Consider the following 16043-nt stretch of genomic DNA (forward strand, 5'->3'; position numbering starts at 1 on the left):
AGACATGCATATGATCTGGAAATTACTATGGCTGTTTCTCATCTATTCCTTTGCAGGATGGGTGCTTGAGACAGTCCTTGCTTCCCTGAAACAGAAGAAATTCGCAAACAGAGGTATTATTAATGGACCATTCTGTCTGATCTATGGATTCGGCGGATTCTTCATTACTGCATTTACAAGAGAACTGACGGGCATCTGGCTGTTTCTTGGCTGTGCCATTGTAGCTTCCCTGCTTGAATGGATCGCTGGTCATTTAATTGAGATGTGGTATCACGAAAGATGGTGGGATTACCGCAAGATCAAGTGGAATCTGGACGGCTATGTCAGTGTGCCGACCTCCTGTGTCTGGGGTATTCTTGGTGTATTTGTGATCAAAATCGGAAATGGGCTTTGCATGTCCTTGTATGGCATGCTCCCAGGTCTTATAAGCAGAATTATCATACTGGTTTTGCTGGGGTTTCTGGCAGTGGATGCTATTGCCACACTGACCATCCTTTTTGGGCACAGCAAGAATCCTGAAAGATGGATTGCTGCTGACCGGGATATTGACTCTGTAACAAAGAAGCTTGGGGCAAAAATTGATGATGTTGTAAATCGTCGAATTACCAAAGCCTATCCTCAGAAGCAGCACACGGAGAGCGAAGAGGCACATCCGGAGATTTTTGCCTACGGCTGCAGCTTTTATAAAATCGTACTGCTGTTTTTTATCGGCGCATTTCTTGGAGATATTACAGAGACTATTTTCTGCAGGATCACAGCCGGATATTGGATGAGCCGCAGCAGTGTGGTATGGGGAGATTTCAGTATTGTGTGGGGACTTGCCATTGCAGCGGTTACAGCCCTTCTCTATAAATACAGAAACCGCTCCCAGCAGTTCCTTTTCTGGATGGGTACATTTCTTGGTGGTGCCTATGAATATATCTGCAGTGTTTTCACAGAAATTGTATTTGGAACTGTATTCTGGGATTACAGTGATATCCCATTTAACCTTGGCGGCAGGATTAATCTTCTGTATTGCTTCTTCTGGGGATTTGCAGCAGTGGCATGGTTTAAAATATTCTATCCGCCTGTTTCCAGGCTGATCGAGAAGATTCCGGTGAAAATTGGAAAAATCATTACCTGGCTCCTTATTATATTTATGCTTGCTGACGGAATCGTATCCAGTGCTGCACTTGCGCGTTATAATGCCAGAAGCAATGGCATAGAAGCGGAAAACAGCTTTGAAAGCTGGGTGGACAAACATTTTGACGATGAGCGGATGGCGCAGGTATATCCCAAGGCAAAGAAGGTTGGTTAAGGACTTGTTTTAACCGAATAATTGCTTGATATAAATTCTAGAAGTTATAATAATGCTGTCAGTGTGAAAGGATTTTTTACACCGACAGCTTATTTTTTGCCGGAATTTAACAGGGGGAAAACAGCGGATTTTACAAATAATGTATAAAATCATACGTGTTCGAATTAATCGCTTTATGAAAAAGAAGGAGAAAATGTACATGAAAGCAAAAAAGATCAGCGCATTATTATTAGCAGCAGCAATGACCGCTTGTGCGGTTCCGGCACAGGGTGCAGCAGCAGATGAACCAAAAGTTCCGAAATATATTTTCTTGTTTATTGGTGATGGAATGAGTTATCCTCAGGTTCAGACAACAAACTATTATCTGAATGCAATTGAAGATGATGGAGATGATATTCTTACAAGTGAAAGCAAACTGAATATGATGAAATTTCCGGTAGCAGGCTCTGCGCAGACCTATGACAGCACTTCATTCTGTCCGGATTCCGCTTCTACAGCTACTTCCATTTCCACAGGCCATAAGACTTACAGTGGAACAATCAATATGGATGAGAAGATGGAAACTTCTTATGAGACAATTGCTGAAAAATTAAAAAAACAGCTTGGCTATAAGGTTGGAATTCTTTCTTCCGTAAACTTAAATCATGCAACACCGGCTGCATTTTATGCTCATCAGGCTTCCCGAAATAACTATTATGAAATTGGTCAGGAACTGATTGCAAGTAATTTTGATTATTTTGCAGGTGGTGGTCTTAAGAAAACAACTGGTTCAGAGGGAGACCAGACAGATTTATATGAGCTTGCTCAGGAAGCTGGATATAAAGTGATTAAGACAAAAGCAGAGGCAGAAAATCTTACTGCAGAAGATGGAAAAGCAATTGTAATTGATGAGACACTTGCTGATGACGATGCGATGAGCTATGATATGGATCTGGAAGATGGCGAATGGGGTCTTTCTGACTATGTGAAAAAAGGTATTGAAGTTCTGGATAATGATACTGGATTTTTCATGATGGTTGAGGGAGGAAAAATTGACTGGGCCTGTCATGCAAATGATGCAGCTGCAACTATTACAGATACTGTTGCAATGGATGAGGCAGTGGGAAAAGCTGTTGATTTTTATAACGAGCATCCAGACGAAACTTTGATTTTGGTAACAGGTGATCACGAGACAGGTGGTCTTACCATAGGATTTGCAGGCACCGACTATGATACATTTCTTGCAAATATCAGTAATCAGAAAATCTCTTACGCAAAATTTGATTCTGATTATGTAGCGGCATATAAAGAAAACAAAACTGATTTTGATACAGTAATGGCTGATATCACAGAACTCTTTGGTCTGCAGGCACCTACTGGTACAACAGAGTCCTCAAATCAGGCTGACAGCAAGGATGTGCACCCAGAAGGCGAAGAAGATAAGGGAAGTCTTGTAATGACAGATTATGAGTATCAGAAGCTTCAGAATGCTTATGAGGAAACAATGAGCAGAACAGGAGAAGAGGAAGAGTTTGGTCAGGAAGAATATCTGATGTATGGAAGCTATGAACCACTTACTGTAACAATTACTCATATTCTGAACAACAAGTCTGGCATTAATTTTGCATCTTATGCACATACAGGACTTCCGGTGGAAGTATTTGCCATGGGAGCCGGACAGGAGCAGTTTGAAGGCTATTATGACAATACCGATATTTTCAATAAAGTGGCTGCAATTACAGGAGTAAAATAAATGGTAAGAGACAGACTTAAAAAAAGTTCTGTTTCTATAATAGCAATATTGTTAATCCTCATCCTCATAGTTCTTCCAACGGGCTATGAGGATGCTGCTATTTATAAGGGAACAGACAGAGTAAGAGCAAAGGTGATTTCCACAGATGAAAGCTCTGTGATTAATAATGGCTTGATTCAGTCAGGCGAGCAGTATTGTAAGGTGAAAATACTTGATGGAAAGTTTAAAAATGAGACTGCAGATGCAGTAAATATGCTGAGTGGCTCTTTGGAAGCGGACAAAATATTTCAGAAAGGAGATGTTGCCCATGTAGTAATCAGTTATAGCAAAGATAAGATTCTTTCAATTATGATGAGTGACCATTATCGTCTGGATAAAGAAGCTATTCTGGCTGGATTATTTGTTTTGCTTTTAATCGGGTTTGCAGGAAAAACAGGTTTAAGAGCAGTATATTCGTTTCTCATTACAATTTTGGCAATCTGGAAAATTTTGACACCAGCTTATTTAAAAGGTGCGAATCCAATATGGTGGGGAATTGCGTTGACTGCCTTTCTTACTCTTCTTATTATATTTTTGGTGTACGGATTTGACAGGAAAACACTGGCTGCATCTTCAGGTGCTTTGCTGGGGGTGTTTGTGACTTGTGTTATGGGGTGTATTTTTACAGATACTTTTAAAATTCACGGAGCAGTTATGGCATATTCGGAAAGTCTTTTGTACGCTGGTTATCAGAATCTGAATCTTTCTCAGATTTATATGAGCGGTATTTTTATCGGAGCATCAGGTGCTATGATGGATCTGTCCGTTGATATTACTTCGGCAGTAAATGAAGTAATTTGTAAAAAGCCGAATATTGGATGGAAAGAAGCAGCCAGATCAGGAATGAATGTTGGCAGAGCAGCAATGGGAACTATGACTACCACATTGCTTCTTGCTTATTCTGGCGGTTATATTGCTCTTTTGATGACGTTTATGGCGCAGGGAACACCAATTGATAATATTATGAATTACAAGTATGTTGCAGCTGAATTACTGGATACTGTAGTTGGAAGCTTCGGGCTTGTGACAGTTGCCCCTTTTACAGCCCTGACAAGTGCCTGGCTTCTTACAAAGAAAAAATAATACTACACTTTTACTATTATTTTCTGAAAATTAAAGTGCTATACTCCTTTCGGACAAGGAAATAAGGGCCCGCAAGTTTCCTTCCTGCAACTGAAAGGAGTATTTTATTATTATGAAAAGAAAATATATCGCTTGCCGGCGCGTCCTTTTTGAAAAAATCGAATGAATGTTTGCTTTTTTCGGTGGAATATGGTATGATGACAAAGAATTTCGAATATAACTCTTTACAATAGATAAAACAGGAGGTCCTCCCCATGATCTCATTCATCCGAGGAACAGTAGCAGACCTTACCGAGAATTCTGCAATCATAGAATCAAATTGCATCGGATTTGAAATAAATATGACCGGAAACGCTCTGGCACAGCTGCACATTGGACAGGAAGTGAAGCTTCATACTTATTTTCAGGTAAGAGAAGATGCAATGGTTCTCTATGGATTTTTCAATAAAGATGATTTACAGGTGTTTAAACTTCTTCTTGGTGTAAACGGAGTTGGACCGAAAGCTGCTCTGGGAGTTCTGGCAGGAATCACTGCAGATGAGCTTCGCTTTGCTGTTCTTTCCGATGATGTGAAAACTTTGTCAAAAGCCCCTGGAATCGGTAAAAAAACAGCCCAGAAGCTGATCCTGGAGCTGAAGGATAAGCTCAGTCTGGAAGAAGCCTTTGAGCAGAAGCTTGCCAATGAACAGGCTCAGGCTACTACAGATGCAGCTGGAGCAGGAATGACAGATGCCAGACAGGAAGCAGTAGAAGCACTGGTGGCACTTGGCTACAGCAGTACAGATGCCCTCCGCGCAGTGCGCAAGGTGACAGATGTGGAGCCGACGGATGTAGAAGGAATCCTGAAAGCTGCATTGAAGAATTTTTAGATTCCATAAATTTTTTCGCAAAGGGTGCTATCGTGAATGAAATGCATCCCGGTATATAAATGCAAACACTAATTTCAAGAGGTAAAAAATGGACAATCGTATCATAACCACTGATGTTATGGAAGAGGATTTTTCTCTGGAAGGGAATCTTCGCCCACAGACCCTGGACGAGTATATTGGCCAGGAAAAAACCAAAAATACCTTAAAAGTATATATTGAAGCTGCCAAACAGCGTCACGATTCCCTGGACCATGTCCTTTTCTATGGCCCTCCGGGACTTGGAAAAACTACCCTTTCCGGCATTATTGCCAATGAAATGGGTGTGCATATGAAAGTGACTTCCGGCCCTGCAATTGAGAAGCCTGGAGAAATGGCGGCGATTCTGAATAATCTTCAGGAAGGGGATATTCTTTTTGTGGACGAGATCCATCGCCTGAACAGACAGGTGGAAGAGGTGCTTTACCCTGCCATGGAGGATTTCGCCATTGATATTATGATCGGGAAGGGCGCTTCCGCCAGGTCGATCCGACTGGATTTGCCGAAATTTACCCTTGTAGGTGCTACCACCAGAGCCGGGCTCCTTTCTGCGCCGCTCCGTGACCGTTTTGGTGTGATTCATCATCTGGAATTTTACAGTAAGAAGGAACTAACCACAATTATCATGCGCTCTGCCCAGGTACTTGGAGTAGAAATTGACGTGAAAGGTGCCGGAGAGATCGCCATGCGCTCCCGGGGAACGCCCCGTCTTGCAAACCGTCTGTTAAAGCGTGTCCGTGATTTTGCCCAGGTGAAATATGACGGAAGGATCACTTACGATGTAGCATGTTTTGCTTTGAACCTTTTGGAGGTAGATCAATATGGTCTGGACAAACTGGACCGCCAGATCCTGACTACTCTTATTGTAAATTTCAAAGGCGGCCCTGTTGGACTTGACACTTTGGCAGCAGCCATCGGTGAAGATTCCGGTACTTTAGAAGATGTGTATGAGCCGTACCTTCTGAAAAATGGCTTTCTGAACCGCACCCCGAGAGGGCGGATGGCCTCCGCACTTGCTTACGAACACCTTGGTTTTCCTGTTCCGGAAATATAAAAGATAAACTTTTGTAAAAAATCCTATACTTTTCAACATTTTTCGATTATAATAGGAGTGCTTACATAAATTGTAATACGAAAAGATAATAAACAGACTGGTTTTTCCGAGCATATTGTGTTGCTGGTCACAGAGTGAACAGTAACAATATGAAGTTGCTGTTTTCTGCTAATATTCCGCGATACGGTTACTGTCTATAGAAGAAAAGCAGCGGATTATTTGGGGGTAACAGTGTAAGGAGAAGCTGGTAGTATAAAGATACAGGAGGCTTGAACGAATGGCGGTCAAGAATACAGCACAGGTGATCATCGGGGGTAAGATCATTACCCTTGGAGGATATGAATCAGAGGAATATTTCCAGCAGGTTGCATCATATATGAATAAGAAGATAGGAGAGCTGGAGACTGTGCCAGGATACGGCAGACAGCCTATGGAGACCAAGCATATGCTTCTCAGCCTGAACATTACCGACGATTACTTCAAGGCGAAGAAGCAGGTGGAGACTTATGAACTTGATCTGCAGCAGAAGGATCAGGAGATGTATGATCTGAAGCATGAGCTTATTTCTCTTCGTATGCAGATTGAAGAGGCACAGAAGAATGAACAGGAAGCCCTTGACGAGAAGAATCTCCTGGAGGGTAAAGTAAAAGAACTGGAAAAAGAACTGGATGAAATGCTGAAATAATAGCAGGAGGGATTGCTTAGGTGATTCCTCTTTTCCTTTATCAAAGTGTGTAAAAAACGTTTTCGCAATTTGCAGATTTAGGCCTGCTATACATAAAGGAAAAAGCTGTGAATTGTGGAGGCTGTTTTCATTGAAGAAACCTTAAATTCTCATAAAAATTGGAGGACAAACTTTGAATCCTAATAACATAGAATTGCTGGCTCCTGCCGGTTCCTACGAAGGCTTTGAAGCTGCACTTGGAGCAGGTGCGGACGCTGTGTATGTAGGCGGTGCAATGTTCGGAGCCAGAGCATATGCCCAGAATTTTAACGAAGAAGAGCTTCTTCGCGCCATTGATGTGGCGCATATTCATGGTAAGAAGCTGTATCTTACGGTCAATACCCTGTTAAAAAATAGAGAATTAAAAGAAGAACTGGTTTCCTATCTGGAACCATACTACAATGCAGGCCTGGATGCAGTGATCGTCCAGGATATGGGAGTATTTTCCCTTTTGAAAAAAGAATTTCCGAAACTTCACCTTCATGCCAGCACGCAGATGACTGTAACTGGTCCGGAAGGAATGAAATTCCTGGCAGATCAGGGGGCGACCCGGGTGGTAGCTGCAAGAGAACTTTCCCTTCAGGAACTTTCCCGTATGCATGAAGCCTGCCCAATTGAGATAGAGGCTTTTGTCCATGGAGCACTTTGCTACAGCTATTCAGGACAATGTCTGATGAGCAGTCTTTTGGGAGGCAGAAGCGGAAACAGAGGTCGTTGTGCCCAGCCTTGCCGTCTGCCATACCAGGTGAAGAATTTCAGGGCAAAAGAGTATGGAAAAGGAGAATTCTGCCCGTTAAGCCTGAAAGATATCTGTACCATTGAAATTTTACCTGAAATTATAGAAGCGGGAGTTACCTCTCTGAAAATAGAGGGCAGAATGAAGCAGCCGGCTTACACTGCTGGCGTTACCGGTATGTATCGGAAATATCTGGATTTTCTTTTTGAAAAAGGACCTGCGAATTATCACGTGACAGAAAAAGATAAAAAATATCTTCTGGATCTGTTTAATAGAGGCGGTTCCTGTACAGGCTACTATCAGATGGGAAATGGTCCTCAGATGATGGCATTTACAAATGAGAAAAAAACGGGGGAAGTTTTTCTGGAAACGAAGCAGCTGAAAGAGAAAATTACAGGCGAACTTCACCTTGTCCCCGGTTCTCCGGTTCTTCTTCATGTTTCCTGTCAGGGGGAAGATGCATATGAATGTGTTGGAGAAGTACAATACGCAAAGAGCCAGCCGGTAACGGAAGAGCGGGTGCGTCAGCAGATGGACAAGCTGGGAAACACCTCATTTATATGGGAAAAACTGGAAATTTATATGGAAGATTCCGTTTTTGTTCCCATGAAGATTTTAAATGAAGCGCGGCATCAGGCATTAGAGGATCTGAAGGAGAAGCTTTTACAAAAATACAGGCGAAACGTGGGAGACGAGCGGGTTAAGAGAATTGCGGAGGAGATGCCGGCAAAAATCAGTGCGATTGCGGCCTGTGATAATGTTCCCCGCAAAAAAGAGGAATACATTCCGGTTTACATGTCCTGTGAAAGCGAGGAGGCTTCTGAAGTCCTCTGCCAAAAAGATGGAATCCAGGGTATTTATCTTCCTTACGCATTAATAGAGAAACATTTGCAGACAGGTCTTGACAATGGAAAAGAAATGTATCTTTCTCTTCCTCACATTACAAGAGAAAATCCACCGGAAGGCTATATGGAGCAGGTGAAAAAGTGGCTGGAAGCAGGGCTGAGCGGATTTCTTGTGCGGAATCTGGAGTCCTACAGTGCACTGGTACAGATGGGACTGGCAGACAAGTGTGTGCTGGATCACTCCCTGTATACCTGGAATGATGAAGCCATTCGTTTCTGGAAAGATCAGGGAATCCTTCGAAATACAGTTCCCCTGGAGCTGAATGAGAAGGAACTTCGCCACAGAGAAAATGCAGGCAGCGAGATGATTGTCTACGGCCGTCTGCCTCTTATGCACAGCGCCCAGTGTGTACGAAAGAATACTTTCGGCTGCAATGGACAGGAGGAGAGGCTTGTTCTGAAAGACCGTTATGACAAGGAATTTCCTGTAGTCTGTTATTGTCGTCCATGGAAAATGGGAAATACAAAGGCGGCAGAGTCGTGTTATAATATCATCTATAACAGTCTGCCATACGGTCTTTTGAAGGAAGCTGACAGGGTGAAAGAGCTTGGTGTTTCATCTGTAAGACTGGCTTTTACCATAGAAAGCAGGGAAGAAACAGAACGGATCGTGGAAGACTTTGTGGCCGCATATCATGGCAGCCGGGTATCTCACGAATATGAGTTTACAAAAGGTCATTTTAAAAGAGGAGCCGAGTAAAGGCGTATGATTAATATTGTTGTTGAATTATCCAAATATGTGATCCTGACACTGATGATCGTGTACACAGTTTTGTGCTACTACCTTGTTGTCGGGAAACACGCTTCAGACAGGAAAGGACTTTTAAGAAGTCAGATCACCTTAACCTTTTTTCTGGATTTTACCGCATTTGTTGTGATTTTTCTGAAAACCTTTGATTTTAAGGTTGTCATCTTCTATGCAGAAATGATGATATATTTTGCTGCGATCCTTATTTTATACCGCAGAATTTATAAAAATGCGTCTATGCTGCTTTTAAATAACATGTGCATGCTTTTAAGCGTTGGATTTATAATGCTGTGCAGGCTGGATATTGCCTCTGCCAATAAGCAGCTTTTGATCGTTGCGTGCGGAAGTGCAGTGGCGCTGGTGATCCCGGTTATGATCCGCAAGATGAAATTTCTCAAGGATCTTACCTGGGTGTATGCAGGGCTTGGGATTGTTCTTCTTGGAGCAGTTCTTGTTCTGGCACAGACAAGCTACGGCGCCAAGCTTTCTCTGATGGGAATCCAGCCTTCCGAGGTGATCAAGCTCACCTTTGTGTTCTTTATGGCATCCCTTCTGGCAAGAGAGGTAACTTTTAAGAAAGTTGTGCTGGCTACTGTTGTGGCAGGTCTCCATGTGGGAATCCTGGTGCTTTCAAGAGATCTTGGAAGCGCTGTAATCTTTTTTGCAGCTTATCTGGTGCTGATCTATGTATCAACCAGGAAGCCGGCATACCTTTGCATTGGAATTGCAGGCGGTACAGCAGGCGCTGTAGTGGCATATCACCTGTTTGGTCATGTAAGGCAGCGTGTCAGTGCGTGGAAAGATCCTATGGCAGTTTATCAGAATGAAGGATACCAGATTGTACAGTCCCTGTTTGCCATTGGTACAGGCGGATGGTTTGGAATGGGACTTTGCCAGGGCTCTCCGGAGAAAATTCCGGTTGTAAAAAACGACTTTATTTTCAGTGCGATCTGCGAGGAGCTTGGCGGGATTTTTGCCATCTGCCTGATCTTTGTGTGTATGAGCTTTTTCCTTACTATCGTGGAGATTGCCCTGCAGATCAAGAATCCATTTTATAAACTGATCGCCATTGGTCTTGGTGCGGAATATGCGTTTCAGGTGTTCCTTACCATTGGAGGTGCTACCAAATTCATACCTATGACAGGTGTGACTCTTCCTCTGGTCAGCTATGGAGGAAGTTCCATTATGTGTATGATTTTGATGATCGCTATCATCCAGGGCTTGTATATTTATAGAGAGGACGAGGACGAAGAAATTGAGAGACATCGACGAGAGGCAGCAAAGAGAGCGAGACAGAGAGCTGTTGAGGCAGCGGAAGAAAGAGATTACTAAAAAGCGCAAAGCCAGAAATAAAGAATATACCTTTGTTTCCATCTTCTTTGGGATTATTTTTATCAGTATGATCGGGTATCTGATTTATTTCGATGGCTTTAAAAGCGATGATTTTATTAACAGCCCTTACAATACCAGACAGGATTCCTTTTCCGACCGTGTAGTACGAGGTAAGATCCTGTCTTCTGACGGACAGATTTTGGCGCAGACCAATGTAAGTGAGGATGGAACTGAGACACGTAATTATCCATATTCCAATATGTTCTCCCATGTTGTGGGTTATGATACCAATGGAAAAAGCGGTCTGGAATCAGAGGCGAACTTTACCCTTCTGACTTCCCATTCCTTTTTTCTGACGCAGATGAAGAATCAGTTCCTTAATGAGAAGAATACAGGAGATACGGTTGTATCTACCCTGAATGCCAATCTTCAGAGCATTGCATACAATGCATTGGGTGACAGAAGAGGGGCTGTTGTGGTAATGGAACCATCTACCGGAAAAAGGCTTGTAGAAGTGAGCAAGCCTGATTTTGATCCCAATACCATTGGGGATAATTGGGACTATCTGGTAAACGACGAGAATGACAGCAGTCTTCTGAACAGAGCCACAAATGGTGCATATCCGCCAGGTTCCACCTTCAAGGTTGTGACTGCACTTGACTATTTCCGCAAAAAAGGAACTTTTGAGGGATACAATTATCTCTGTGAGGGAAGTATCACCTTGCAGGATCACACGATCCACTGTTATCACAATACAGTTCACGGGCAGGAGAATTTCTATTCTGCATTTGCAAATTCCTGTAACTGTGCATTTGCAGATATTGGAGTTGGTCTTGGGGGTGCGTCTCTTCGCGAGACTGCGGAGAATCTTCTGTTTAACAAGAGTCTGCCTCTGAACTCCTACAGAACCAGCAGCTTTTCCCTTGATGCAGATTCCGTAACGCCTCTGATCATGCAGACTGCCATTGGACAAGGCAATACTCTTGTGTCTCCTATGCATATGGCATTGATCACCTGTGCCATTGCAAATGACGGTGTTCTGATGAAACCTTATCTTATTGACGAGGTGGTAAATGACAATGGCGATTCAGTAAAAAAGACAGAACCGGTAGCTTATAAACGGCTGATGAGTTCCAATGAGGCCAATCTTCTTGGCAAATTAATGAAACAGGTGGTTGATTCCGGTACAGCTTCCGCACTTTCCGGCAGAAGCTATACAGTAGCAGGTAAGACTGGTTCCGCAGAGTTTGACGAGGAAGGACACAGCCATTCCTGGTTTATCGGCTATTCCAATGTGGATGATCCGGATCTGGTGGTTGCCGTGATCGTGGAGAATGGCGGTTCCGGCAGTGAGGCAGCAGTTCCGATTGCGGGACAGATTTTTGATGCTTATCACGCCAGCTAACAGCAATCTATATGATATTCCCTGTTGCCAGTTTTCTGAAAAAGAGGTATACTATATACAGTTTAGAAAACACACGCATTACAGGAGGATTGCAGCATGATAGAAGCAACGAGCTGTGGCGGTGTGGTAATTCATCGAGGTAAGATTCTTGCACTATATAAATCTTACAAAAACCGTTACGAAGGCTGGGTTTTACCGAAAGGAACCGTAGAGCCAGGAGAGACTCATGAGCAGACCGCATTGCGGGAAGTGAAGGAGGAAGCTGATGTCAGAGCTTCCATTGTGAAGTATGTAGGCAAGAGCCAGTACAATTTCACAGTGCCGGAAGACATGGTCAATAAAGAGGTACACTGGTATCTTATGACGGCGGATAATTATCATAGCAAGCCTCAAAGAGAGGAATTTTTCGTGGACTCCGGGTATTACAAGTTTCACGAGATTTACCATCTGCTTCGTTTTGCAAACGAGAAGCAGATCGTTGAGAAGGCGTACCAGGAATATCTGGAACTGCGAAGTGCCGGATTATGGGACAGGCAGCAGAAATATTTCTGATTCATGGGGAGAATAAAGGCTGCGTAGCTGATTTACGCAGCCTTTATTATATGATAATGTTGCTAGAGCCTGTTTAAAAAAGCATTCCCGCAATCTGCACGCCCCACTTTGCGGTATATTTTGCCCGAATTCGGTTGCCGTAGCCCGCTACGGCGCCCTCCTCCGGACAAGATCGCCCACAAATTGTGACGCACATCTTGCAGAAAGCCTTTTTCAAACACGCTTTAGGGAATGATTTTTCAAACACGCTCTAGCATCTGACAGGTTCGTTCTGTGAACGAGGTTCACAAGAAATGCTTTGCGGAATAGTTGCAAAATGTTTAAAATTTCCAGAGAAGGGAATCATTAATATAACAAAAGGTGTATGTCAAGCAGTAATAACAAAGGAGAGTTGTGCCGAATATGCTGAAATGGCGAGAAGACTATTATGTGGGAGAAGGAATCAAAGACGCGGCAAAAGCACGGAGGAGGATTGACGCAGGCAGGGTGGCTTTTGGTGTTTATCTGGTCACATTGTCTGAGAATCCGGGAAATCTTCTTGAAATTGTACCGTCCTACATGCTGATCCAGAAGAGCTATTATGCCAGATGTCCTGAGATTGTTGGTATGGCGAAGGGAAAAGACGAAGCCATTGATCTGGCAGTAGATATTGTGAAGAATATTTACGGGGAGACAGGTGCATTTCAGGTAAAAGAATATTTTAAGAACAGGTGAGCGCATGTTACATATACTGTGGATCCTCATAAAGTTTATATTGATCATACTGGGAATCCTGCTGGGACTTGCGCTTCTGGCAGTGCTTCTTCTGTTGTTCTGCCCGGTACGCTACCAGGCGAGGGCTGTGAAGGAGACCGGCAGCTTCAAGGAGACAGAACTGGAAGCCAGAATTACCTGGCTGTTCCACGTCATAGGCGTCAGGTTTTGCTTTCATAATGGAGAAGGAAAGCTGGTGGTTCTGTTTTTTGGAGTTTCATTAGAAACTATAAAAGGCTGGCTTAAGAAGCTAAAAGGCGGCAGAAGAAAGAACTCCGTCAGCCAAACCTCCAGGAGTAAGGCAAAGAAGAGGAAAAAGAAATCTGCGCAAACGAAGGGAATATCTCAGGAGAACAGAACAAAAAAGCCAGATGTAAAAGAAGCTTCTGGTGAAGAGTCGAATGTGAGTAATGCTGTTGCTGAAGAGAAAACTAAGCAGATGGCAGAGTCTCGCATAGAAACTGAGAAGAAAGCATCTCAGCCTGAAGCACATGCAGCAGAGAATTTTCAAGATCATGCACCAAAAACTGAGGCGGTGCTGTTGGAAAATAATACAGCAGAACCGCAGACAGGGAAGCCATCAGCAGAGAAGCAGGAAGAAAATATCAAATCTGCTTCAAAGTCCGGCTTAATTACGCGTATTTGGGAAATACTAAGCAAAATAATCCGATTCCCGGGTAATCTGTGGAATAAGGTTATTTCAATAATTAAAGGTATAATTGAGAAAATTAAAAATATAAAGAAAACAATTTCAGGAATCACAGATAAGCTTGGCTGGTGGAAAGAATTTCTTACCAATGAACGGACCAAGGCTGCAATTTCTCTTATATGGAAAGATGCAAAAGGTCTGCTCCATCATGTACTTCCAACGAAATTGGAAGGTGATGTTACTTTTGGATGCGATGATCCGGCCATTACCGGGACAGTTCTGGCAGTGCTTGGTATGACCTTTCCATTTCACAAGAACAGGATTCAGGTGAATCCGCTTTTTGATGGAGAGAACCAGCTGACTGGAAATGTATTTCTGAAAGGTCGTATTTATGGCATTGTGCTTATCAAGGCAGCAATAGAGATTTACTTCAATAAAAATATAAAATACGTTATCAACCGATGGAAGCATAAGGAGGACTAGAAATGGAAAACGAAAACAACTTTAAAGAAACCGTAAGCTCCCTGTTTAAGGGAATGGATGGATTTGTATCTGCGAAGACAGTGGTAGGAGATGCGATCCATGTAGGAGACACCATTATACTTCCCCTGGTGGATGTATCCTTTGGTGTAGGCGCTGGTGCATTTGCAGGTGATAAAAAGAACAATGGCGGCGGAGGTCTCGCCGGAAAGATGACCCCATGCGCAGTTCTGGTAATCCAGAATGGTACCACCAAGCTTGTAAACGTAAAGAACCAGGATGGTCTTACTAAAGTTCTGGATATGGTTCCTGACTTTGTAAACCGCTTCGCACCTGGCGGAGATAACAGCGTGGATGAAACTGTAGATTCTGAAGAGAACTAGATCGTGTCTGATCGAGTAACTGATTATAAAAGCTGCAGGCGGTTATTTTAGAAGTTAATGTGTTCAGATGTGGCATTTCAGCATAAAATATACTAAACCAAAGAGGCAAGGCTGTATGAATTATGGGAAAAGCTCTTGGTTTTATGCTGTTTTTCATTGGACTTGGAATGGTGATCGGCTTGCTTGTCTCCGAGACCACCGCACTTCTGATTGCAGCAGCTTTGTGTATGCTGTGTGGCTATCATTTATTTTGTAAATAAAATGGGTATGAAAAGATTATCAGCGAATCCTTTCATACCCATTTACATTTTATGTAACTATCCTTTTTATTAAAATAATTTCTGTCTGGGAGAAGCTGCTCTGGAGTTTGTTGAAAAAGGCCTTCTGCAAAATGTGCGCCATACTTTGCGGGAATGATTTTCAACCACACTTAGAAAATACTTATTCGGGAAACAAAAAAATAGCCCCCACAAAACTGTGAGGGCAGGTGTTTCTTAGGCTCTTTCAACGTTTCCGGATCTTAAGCAGGAAGTACATACGTACATTTTCTTAGCTCCGCCTTCAGTTTTAACCTTAACGGATTTCACGTTTGATTTCCACATCTTATTGGATCTTCTATGGGAATGACTCACATTATTTCCGAAATGAGCACCTTTTTCACAAATTGCGCATTTAGCCATGATAGCACCTCCTTGACGCTTTTTTTCAACAGTTCATATTCTAACAGATGGAAAAACATTTTGCAAGCAAAAAAAGGAAAATTTTAAAACAATTTAAAATAAATTTGCTATTTGCGTGGATGCGTGCTAAAATTGGACATTGTGTTATGAATGAAAAAAGGGTATAATATGGTATATACATTTTGAAAATCAAATTAATGGAGGTAAACCATATGAAGGGACGTATAGATTCCGGCCTTGGCCAGATCATTATTGATACGGATGTAATCGCGACTTATGCAGGAAGCGTTGCAGTAGAATGTTTTGGTATTATCGGTATGGCCGCTGTCAGCATGAAGGACGGCCTTGTAAAGCTGCTCAGGAGAGATTCCTTACAGCATGGTATAAATGTTAAGATCACAGAAGATAATAAGATTCGCCTTGATTTTCATGTAATCGTGGCGTACGGTGTGAATATCAGCACTATTGCAGATAATCTTGTAAACAATGTGAAATATAAAGTCGAGGCTTTTACAGGAATGGAGATTGAGAAGATCAACATTTACGTAGAAGGTGTTCGTGCAATAGATTAGGATTAGAGGAGGAA

The 16043-nt window shown here is 42.7% G+C and carries 16 protein-coding genes and 2 pseudogenes; 16 read left to right on the plus strand and 2 right to left on the minus strand.

The features are described from left to right. The first annotated feature begins 10 nt into the window (after positions 1-10). The 10 genes from ABHC48_RS03875 (at position 11) to ABHC48_RS03920 (ending at position 12512) form a co-directional block, all read left to right on the plus strand. Positions 11-1297 (plus strand): putative ABC transporter permease, encoded by a 1287-nt coding sequence (locus ABHC48_RS03875; RefSeq protein WP_195699211.1) that lies wholly within the window; start codon positions 11-13, stop codon positions 1295-1297. Between the two features lie 193 nt (positions 1298-1490). Further along, the gene (locus ABHC48_RS03880; RefSeq protein ID WP_173773322.1) at positions 1491-3029 is read left to right on the plus strand and encodes an alkaline phosphatase; all 1539 of its coding nucleotides are present in this window, start codon (positions 1491-1493) and stop codon (positions 3027-3029) included. After that, a complete protein-coding gene (locus tag ABHC48_RS03885) occupies positions 3030-4151 on the plus strand; it encodes a YibE/F family protein (protein WP_195699210.1) in 1122 nt (373 codons plus the stop codon). A 254-nt stretch (positions 4152-4405) separates the two neighbouring features. Continuing rightward, positions 4406-5020 (plus strand): Holliday junction branch migration protein RuvA, encoded by a 615-nt coding sequence (gene ruvA, locus ABHC48_RS03890; protein ID WP_195699209.1) that lies wholly within the window; start codon positions 4406-4408, stop codon positions 5018-5020. Positions 5021-5108: 88 nt separating this feature from the next. Continuing rightward, entirely contained in the window at positions 5109-6110 is a 1002-nt protein-coding gene (gene ruvB, locus ABHC48_RS03895) for a Holliday junction branch migration DNA helicase RuvB (RefSeq protein ID WP_173715981.1), read from the plus strand. Between the two features lie 277 nt (positions 6111-6387). After that, on the plus strand, positions 6388-6795 hold the full coding sequence (locus ABHC48_RS03900; RefSeq protein WP_021925518.1) for a cell division protein ZapA: 408 nt from the start codon (positions 6388-6390) through the stop codon (positions 6793-6795). 172 nt (positions 6796-6967) lie between these two features. Beyond that, positions 6968-9175, plus strand: a complete 2208-nt coding sequence (locus tag ABHC48_RS03905) for a U32 family peptidase (protein WP_243284475.1) — start codon at positions 6968-6970, stop codon at positions 9173-9175. A gap of 6 nt (positions 9176-9181) precedes the next feature. Continuing rightward, entirely contained in the window at positions 9182-10555 is a 1374-nt protein-coding gene (locus ABHC48_RS03910; protein ID WP_118578052.1) for an FtsW/RodA/SpoVE family cell cycle protein, read from the plus strand. Next, positions 10479-11960, plus strand: a complete 1482-nt coding sequence (locus ABHC48_RS03915; RefSeq protein ID WP_173715982.1) for a penicillin-binding transpeptidase domain-containing protein — start codon at positions 10479-10481, stop codon at positions 11958-11960. The genes ABHC48_RS03910 and ABHC48_RS03915 overlap by 77 nt, the downstream gene beginning before the upstream one ends. Before the next feature lie 96 nt (positions 11961-12056). Continuing rightward, positions 12057-12512: an NUDIX domain-containing protein gene (locus ABHC48_RS03920; protein ID WP_021925514.1), complete on the plus strand. Its 456-nt coding sequence runs from the start codon at positions 12057-12059 to the stop codon at positions 12510-12512. A 73-nt stretch (positions 12513-12585) separates the two neighbouring features. On the opposite strand, the pseudogene ABHC48_RS03925 reads toward ABHC48_RS03920, so the two are convergent. Then, positions 12586-12669, minus strand: a pseudogene (locus ABHC48_RS03925) (DUF6783 domain-containing protein); the annotation flags it as partial. On the opposite strand from ABHC48_RS03925, the pseudogene ABHC48_RS03930 reads away from it, so the two are divergent. The 5 genes and pseudogenes from ABHC48_RS03930 to ABHC48_RS03950 form a co-directional block, all read left to right on the plus strand. Beyond that, positions 12646-12747 (plus strand): annotated as a pseudogene (locus tag ABHC48_RS03930) (DUF6783 domain-containing protein); the annotation flags it as partial. The pseudogenes ABHC48_RS03925 and ABHC48_RS03930 overlap by 24 nt on opposite strands. Before the next feature lie 167 nt (positions 12748-12914). After that, positions 12915-13226: a hypothetical protein gene (locus ABHC48_RS03935; protein WP_148462001.1), complete on the plus strand. Its 312-nt coding sequence runs from the start codon at positions 12915-12917 to the stop codon at positions 13224-13226. Positions 13227-13230: 4 nt separating this feature from the next. After that, on the plus strand, positions 13231-14397 hold the full coding sequence (locus ABHC48_RS03940; protein ID WP_195699208.1) for a DUF2953 domain-containing protein: 1167 nt from the start codon (positions 13231-13233) through the stop codon (positions 14395-14397). Positions 14398-14399: 2 nt separating this feature from the next. Further along, positions 14400-14777: a GerW family sporulation protein gene (locus ABHC48_RS03945; RefSeq protein WP_195699207.1), complete on the plus strand. Its 378-nt coding sequence runs from the start codon at positions 14400-14402 to the stop codon at positions 14775-14777. Positions 14778-14899: 122 nt separating this feature from the next. Continuing rightward, positions 14900-15037 (plus strand): hypothetical protein, encoded by a 138-nt coding sequence (locus ABHC48_RS03950; RefSeq protein WP_173715983.1) that lies wholly within the window; start codon positions 14900-14902, stop codon positions 15035-15037. Positions 15038-15271: 234 nt separating this feature from the next. On the opposite strand, the gene rpmB is transcribed toward ABHC48_RS03950, so the two are convergent. Beyond that, the gene (rpmB, locus tag ABHC48_RS03955) at positions 15272-15457 is read right to left on the minus strand and encodes a 50S ribosomal protein L28 (protein WP_118578056.1); all 186 of its coding nucleotides are present in this window, start codon (positions 15455-15457) and stop codon (positions 15272-15274) included. A gap of 212 nt (positions 15458-15669) precedes the next feature. Here rpmB and ABHC48_RS03960 point away from each other — a divergent pair, with 212 nt between their 5' ends. Further along, the gene (locus tag ABHC48_RS03960; protein ID WP_117851829.1) at positions 15670-16029 is read left to right on the plus strand and encodes an Asp23/Gls24 family envelope stress response protein; all 360 of its coding nucleotides are present in this window, start codon (positions 15670-15672) and stop codon (positions 16027-16029) included. Positions 16030-16043: the final 14 nt, after the last annotated feature.

Source organism: Ruminococcus sp. 1001136sp1, assembly GCF_039841815.1.
Classification (GTDB): domain Bacteria; phylum Bacillota; class Clostridia; order Lachnospirales; family Lachnospiraceae; genus Blautia_A; species Blautia_A faecis.

Bases quoted from the DNA above. Each gene is read 5' to 3' on its own strand.
- ABHC48_RS03950 (WP_173715983.1), top strand. From the start codon at position 14,900: ATGGGAAAAGCTCTTGGTTTTATGCTGTTTTTCATTGGACTTGGAATG.
- ruvB (WP_173715981.1), top strand. From the start codon at position 5,109: ATGGACAATCGTATCATAACCACTGATGTTATGGAAGAGGATTTTTCT.
- ABHC48_RS03880 (WP_173773322.1), top strand. From the start codon at position 1,491: ATGTACATGAAAGCAAAAAAGATCAGCGCATTATTATTAGCAGCAGCA.
- ABHC48_RS03920 (WP_021925514.1), top strand. From the start codon at position 12,057: ATGATAGAAGCAACGAGCTGTGGCGGTGTGGTAATTCATCGAGGTAAG.
- ABHC48_RS03945 (WP_195699207.1), top strand. From the start codon at position 14,400: ATGGAAAACGAAAACAACTTTAAAGAAACCGTAAGCTCCCTGTTTAAG.
- ABHC48_RS03960 (WP_117851829.1), top strand. From the start codon at position 15,670: ATGAAGGGACGTATAGATTCCGGCCTTGGCCAGATCATTATTGATACG.
- ABHC48_RS03940 (WP_195699208.1), top strand. From the start codon at position 13,231: ATGTTACATATACTGTGGATCCTCATAAAGTTTATATTGATCATACTG.
- ABHC48_RS03935 (WP_148462001.1), top strand. From the start codon at position 12,915: ATGCTGAAATGGCGAGAAGACTATTATGTGGGAGAAGGAATCAAAGAC.
- ABHC48_RS03885 (WP_195699210.1), top strand. From the start codon at position 3,030: ATGGTAAGAGACAGACTTAAAAAAAGTTCTGTTTCTATAATAGCAATA.
- ABHC48_RS03900 (WP_021925518.1), top strand. From the start codon at position 6,388: ATGGCGGTCAAGAATACAGCACAGGTGATCATCGGGGGTAAGATCATT.
- ABHC48_RS03875 (WP_195699211.1), top strand. From the start codon at position 11: ATGATCTGGAAATTACTATGGCTGTTTCTCATCTATTCCTTTGCAGGA.
- ruvA (WP_195699209.1), top strand. From the start codon at position 4,406: ATGATCTCATTCATCCGAGGAACAGTAGCAGACCTTACCGAGAATTCT.
- rpmB (WP_118578056.1), bottom strand. From the start codon at position 15,457: ATGGCTAAATGCGCAATTTGTGAAAAAGGTGCTCATTTCGGAAATAAT.
- ABHC48_RS03910 (WP_118578052.1), top strand. From the start codon at position 9,182: ATGATTAATATTGTTGTTGAATTATCCAAATATGTGATCCTGACACTG.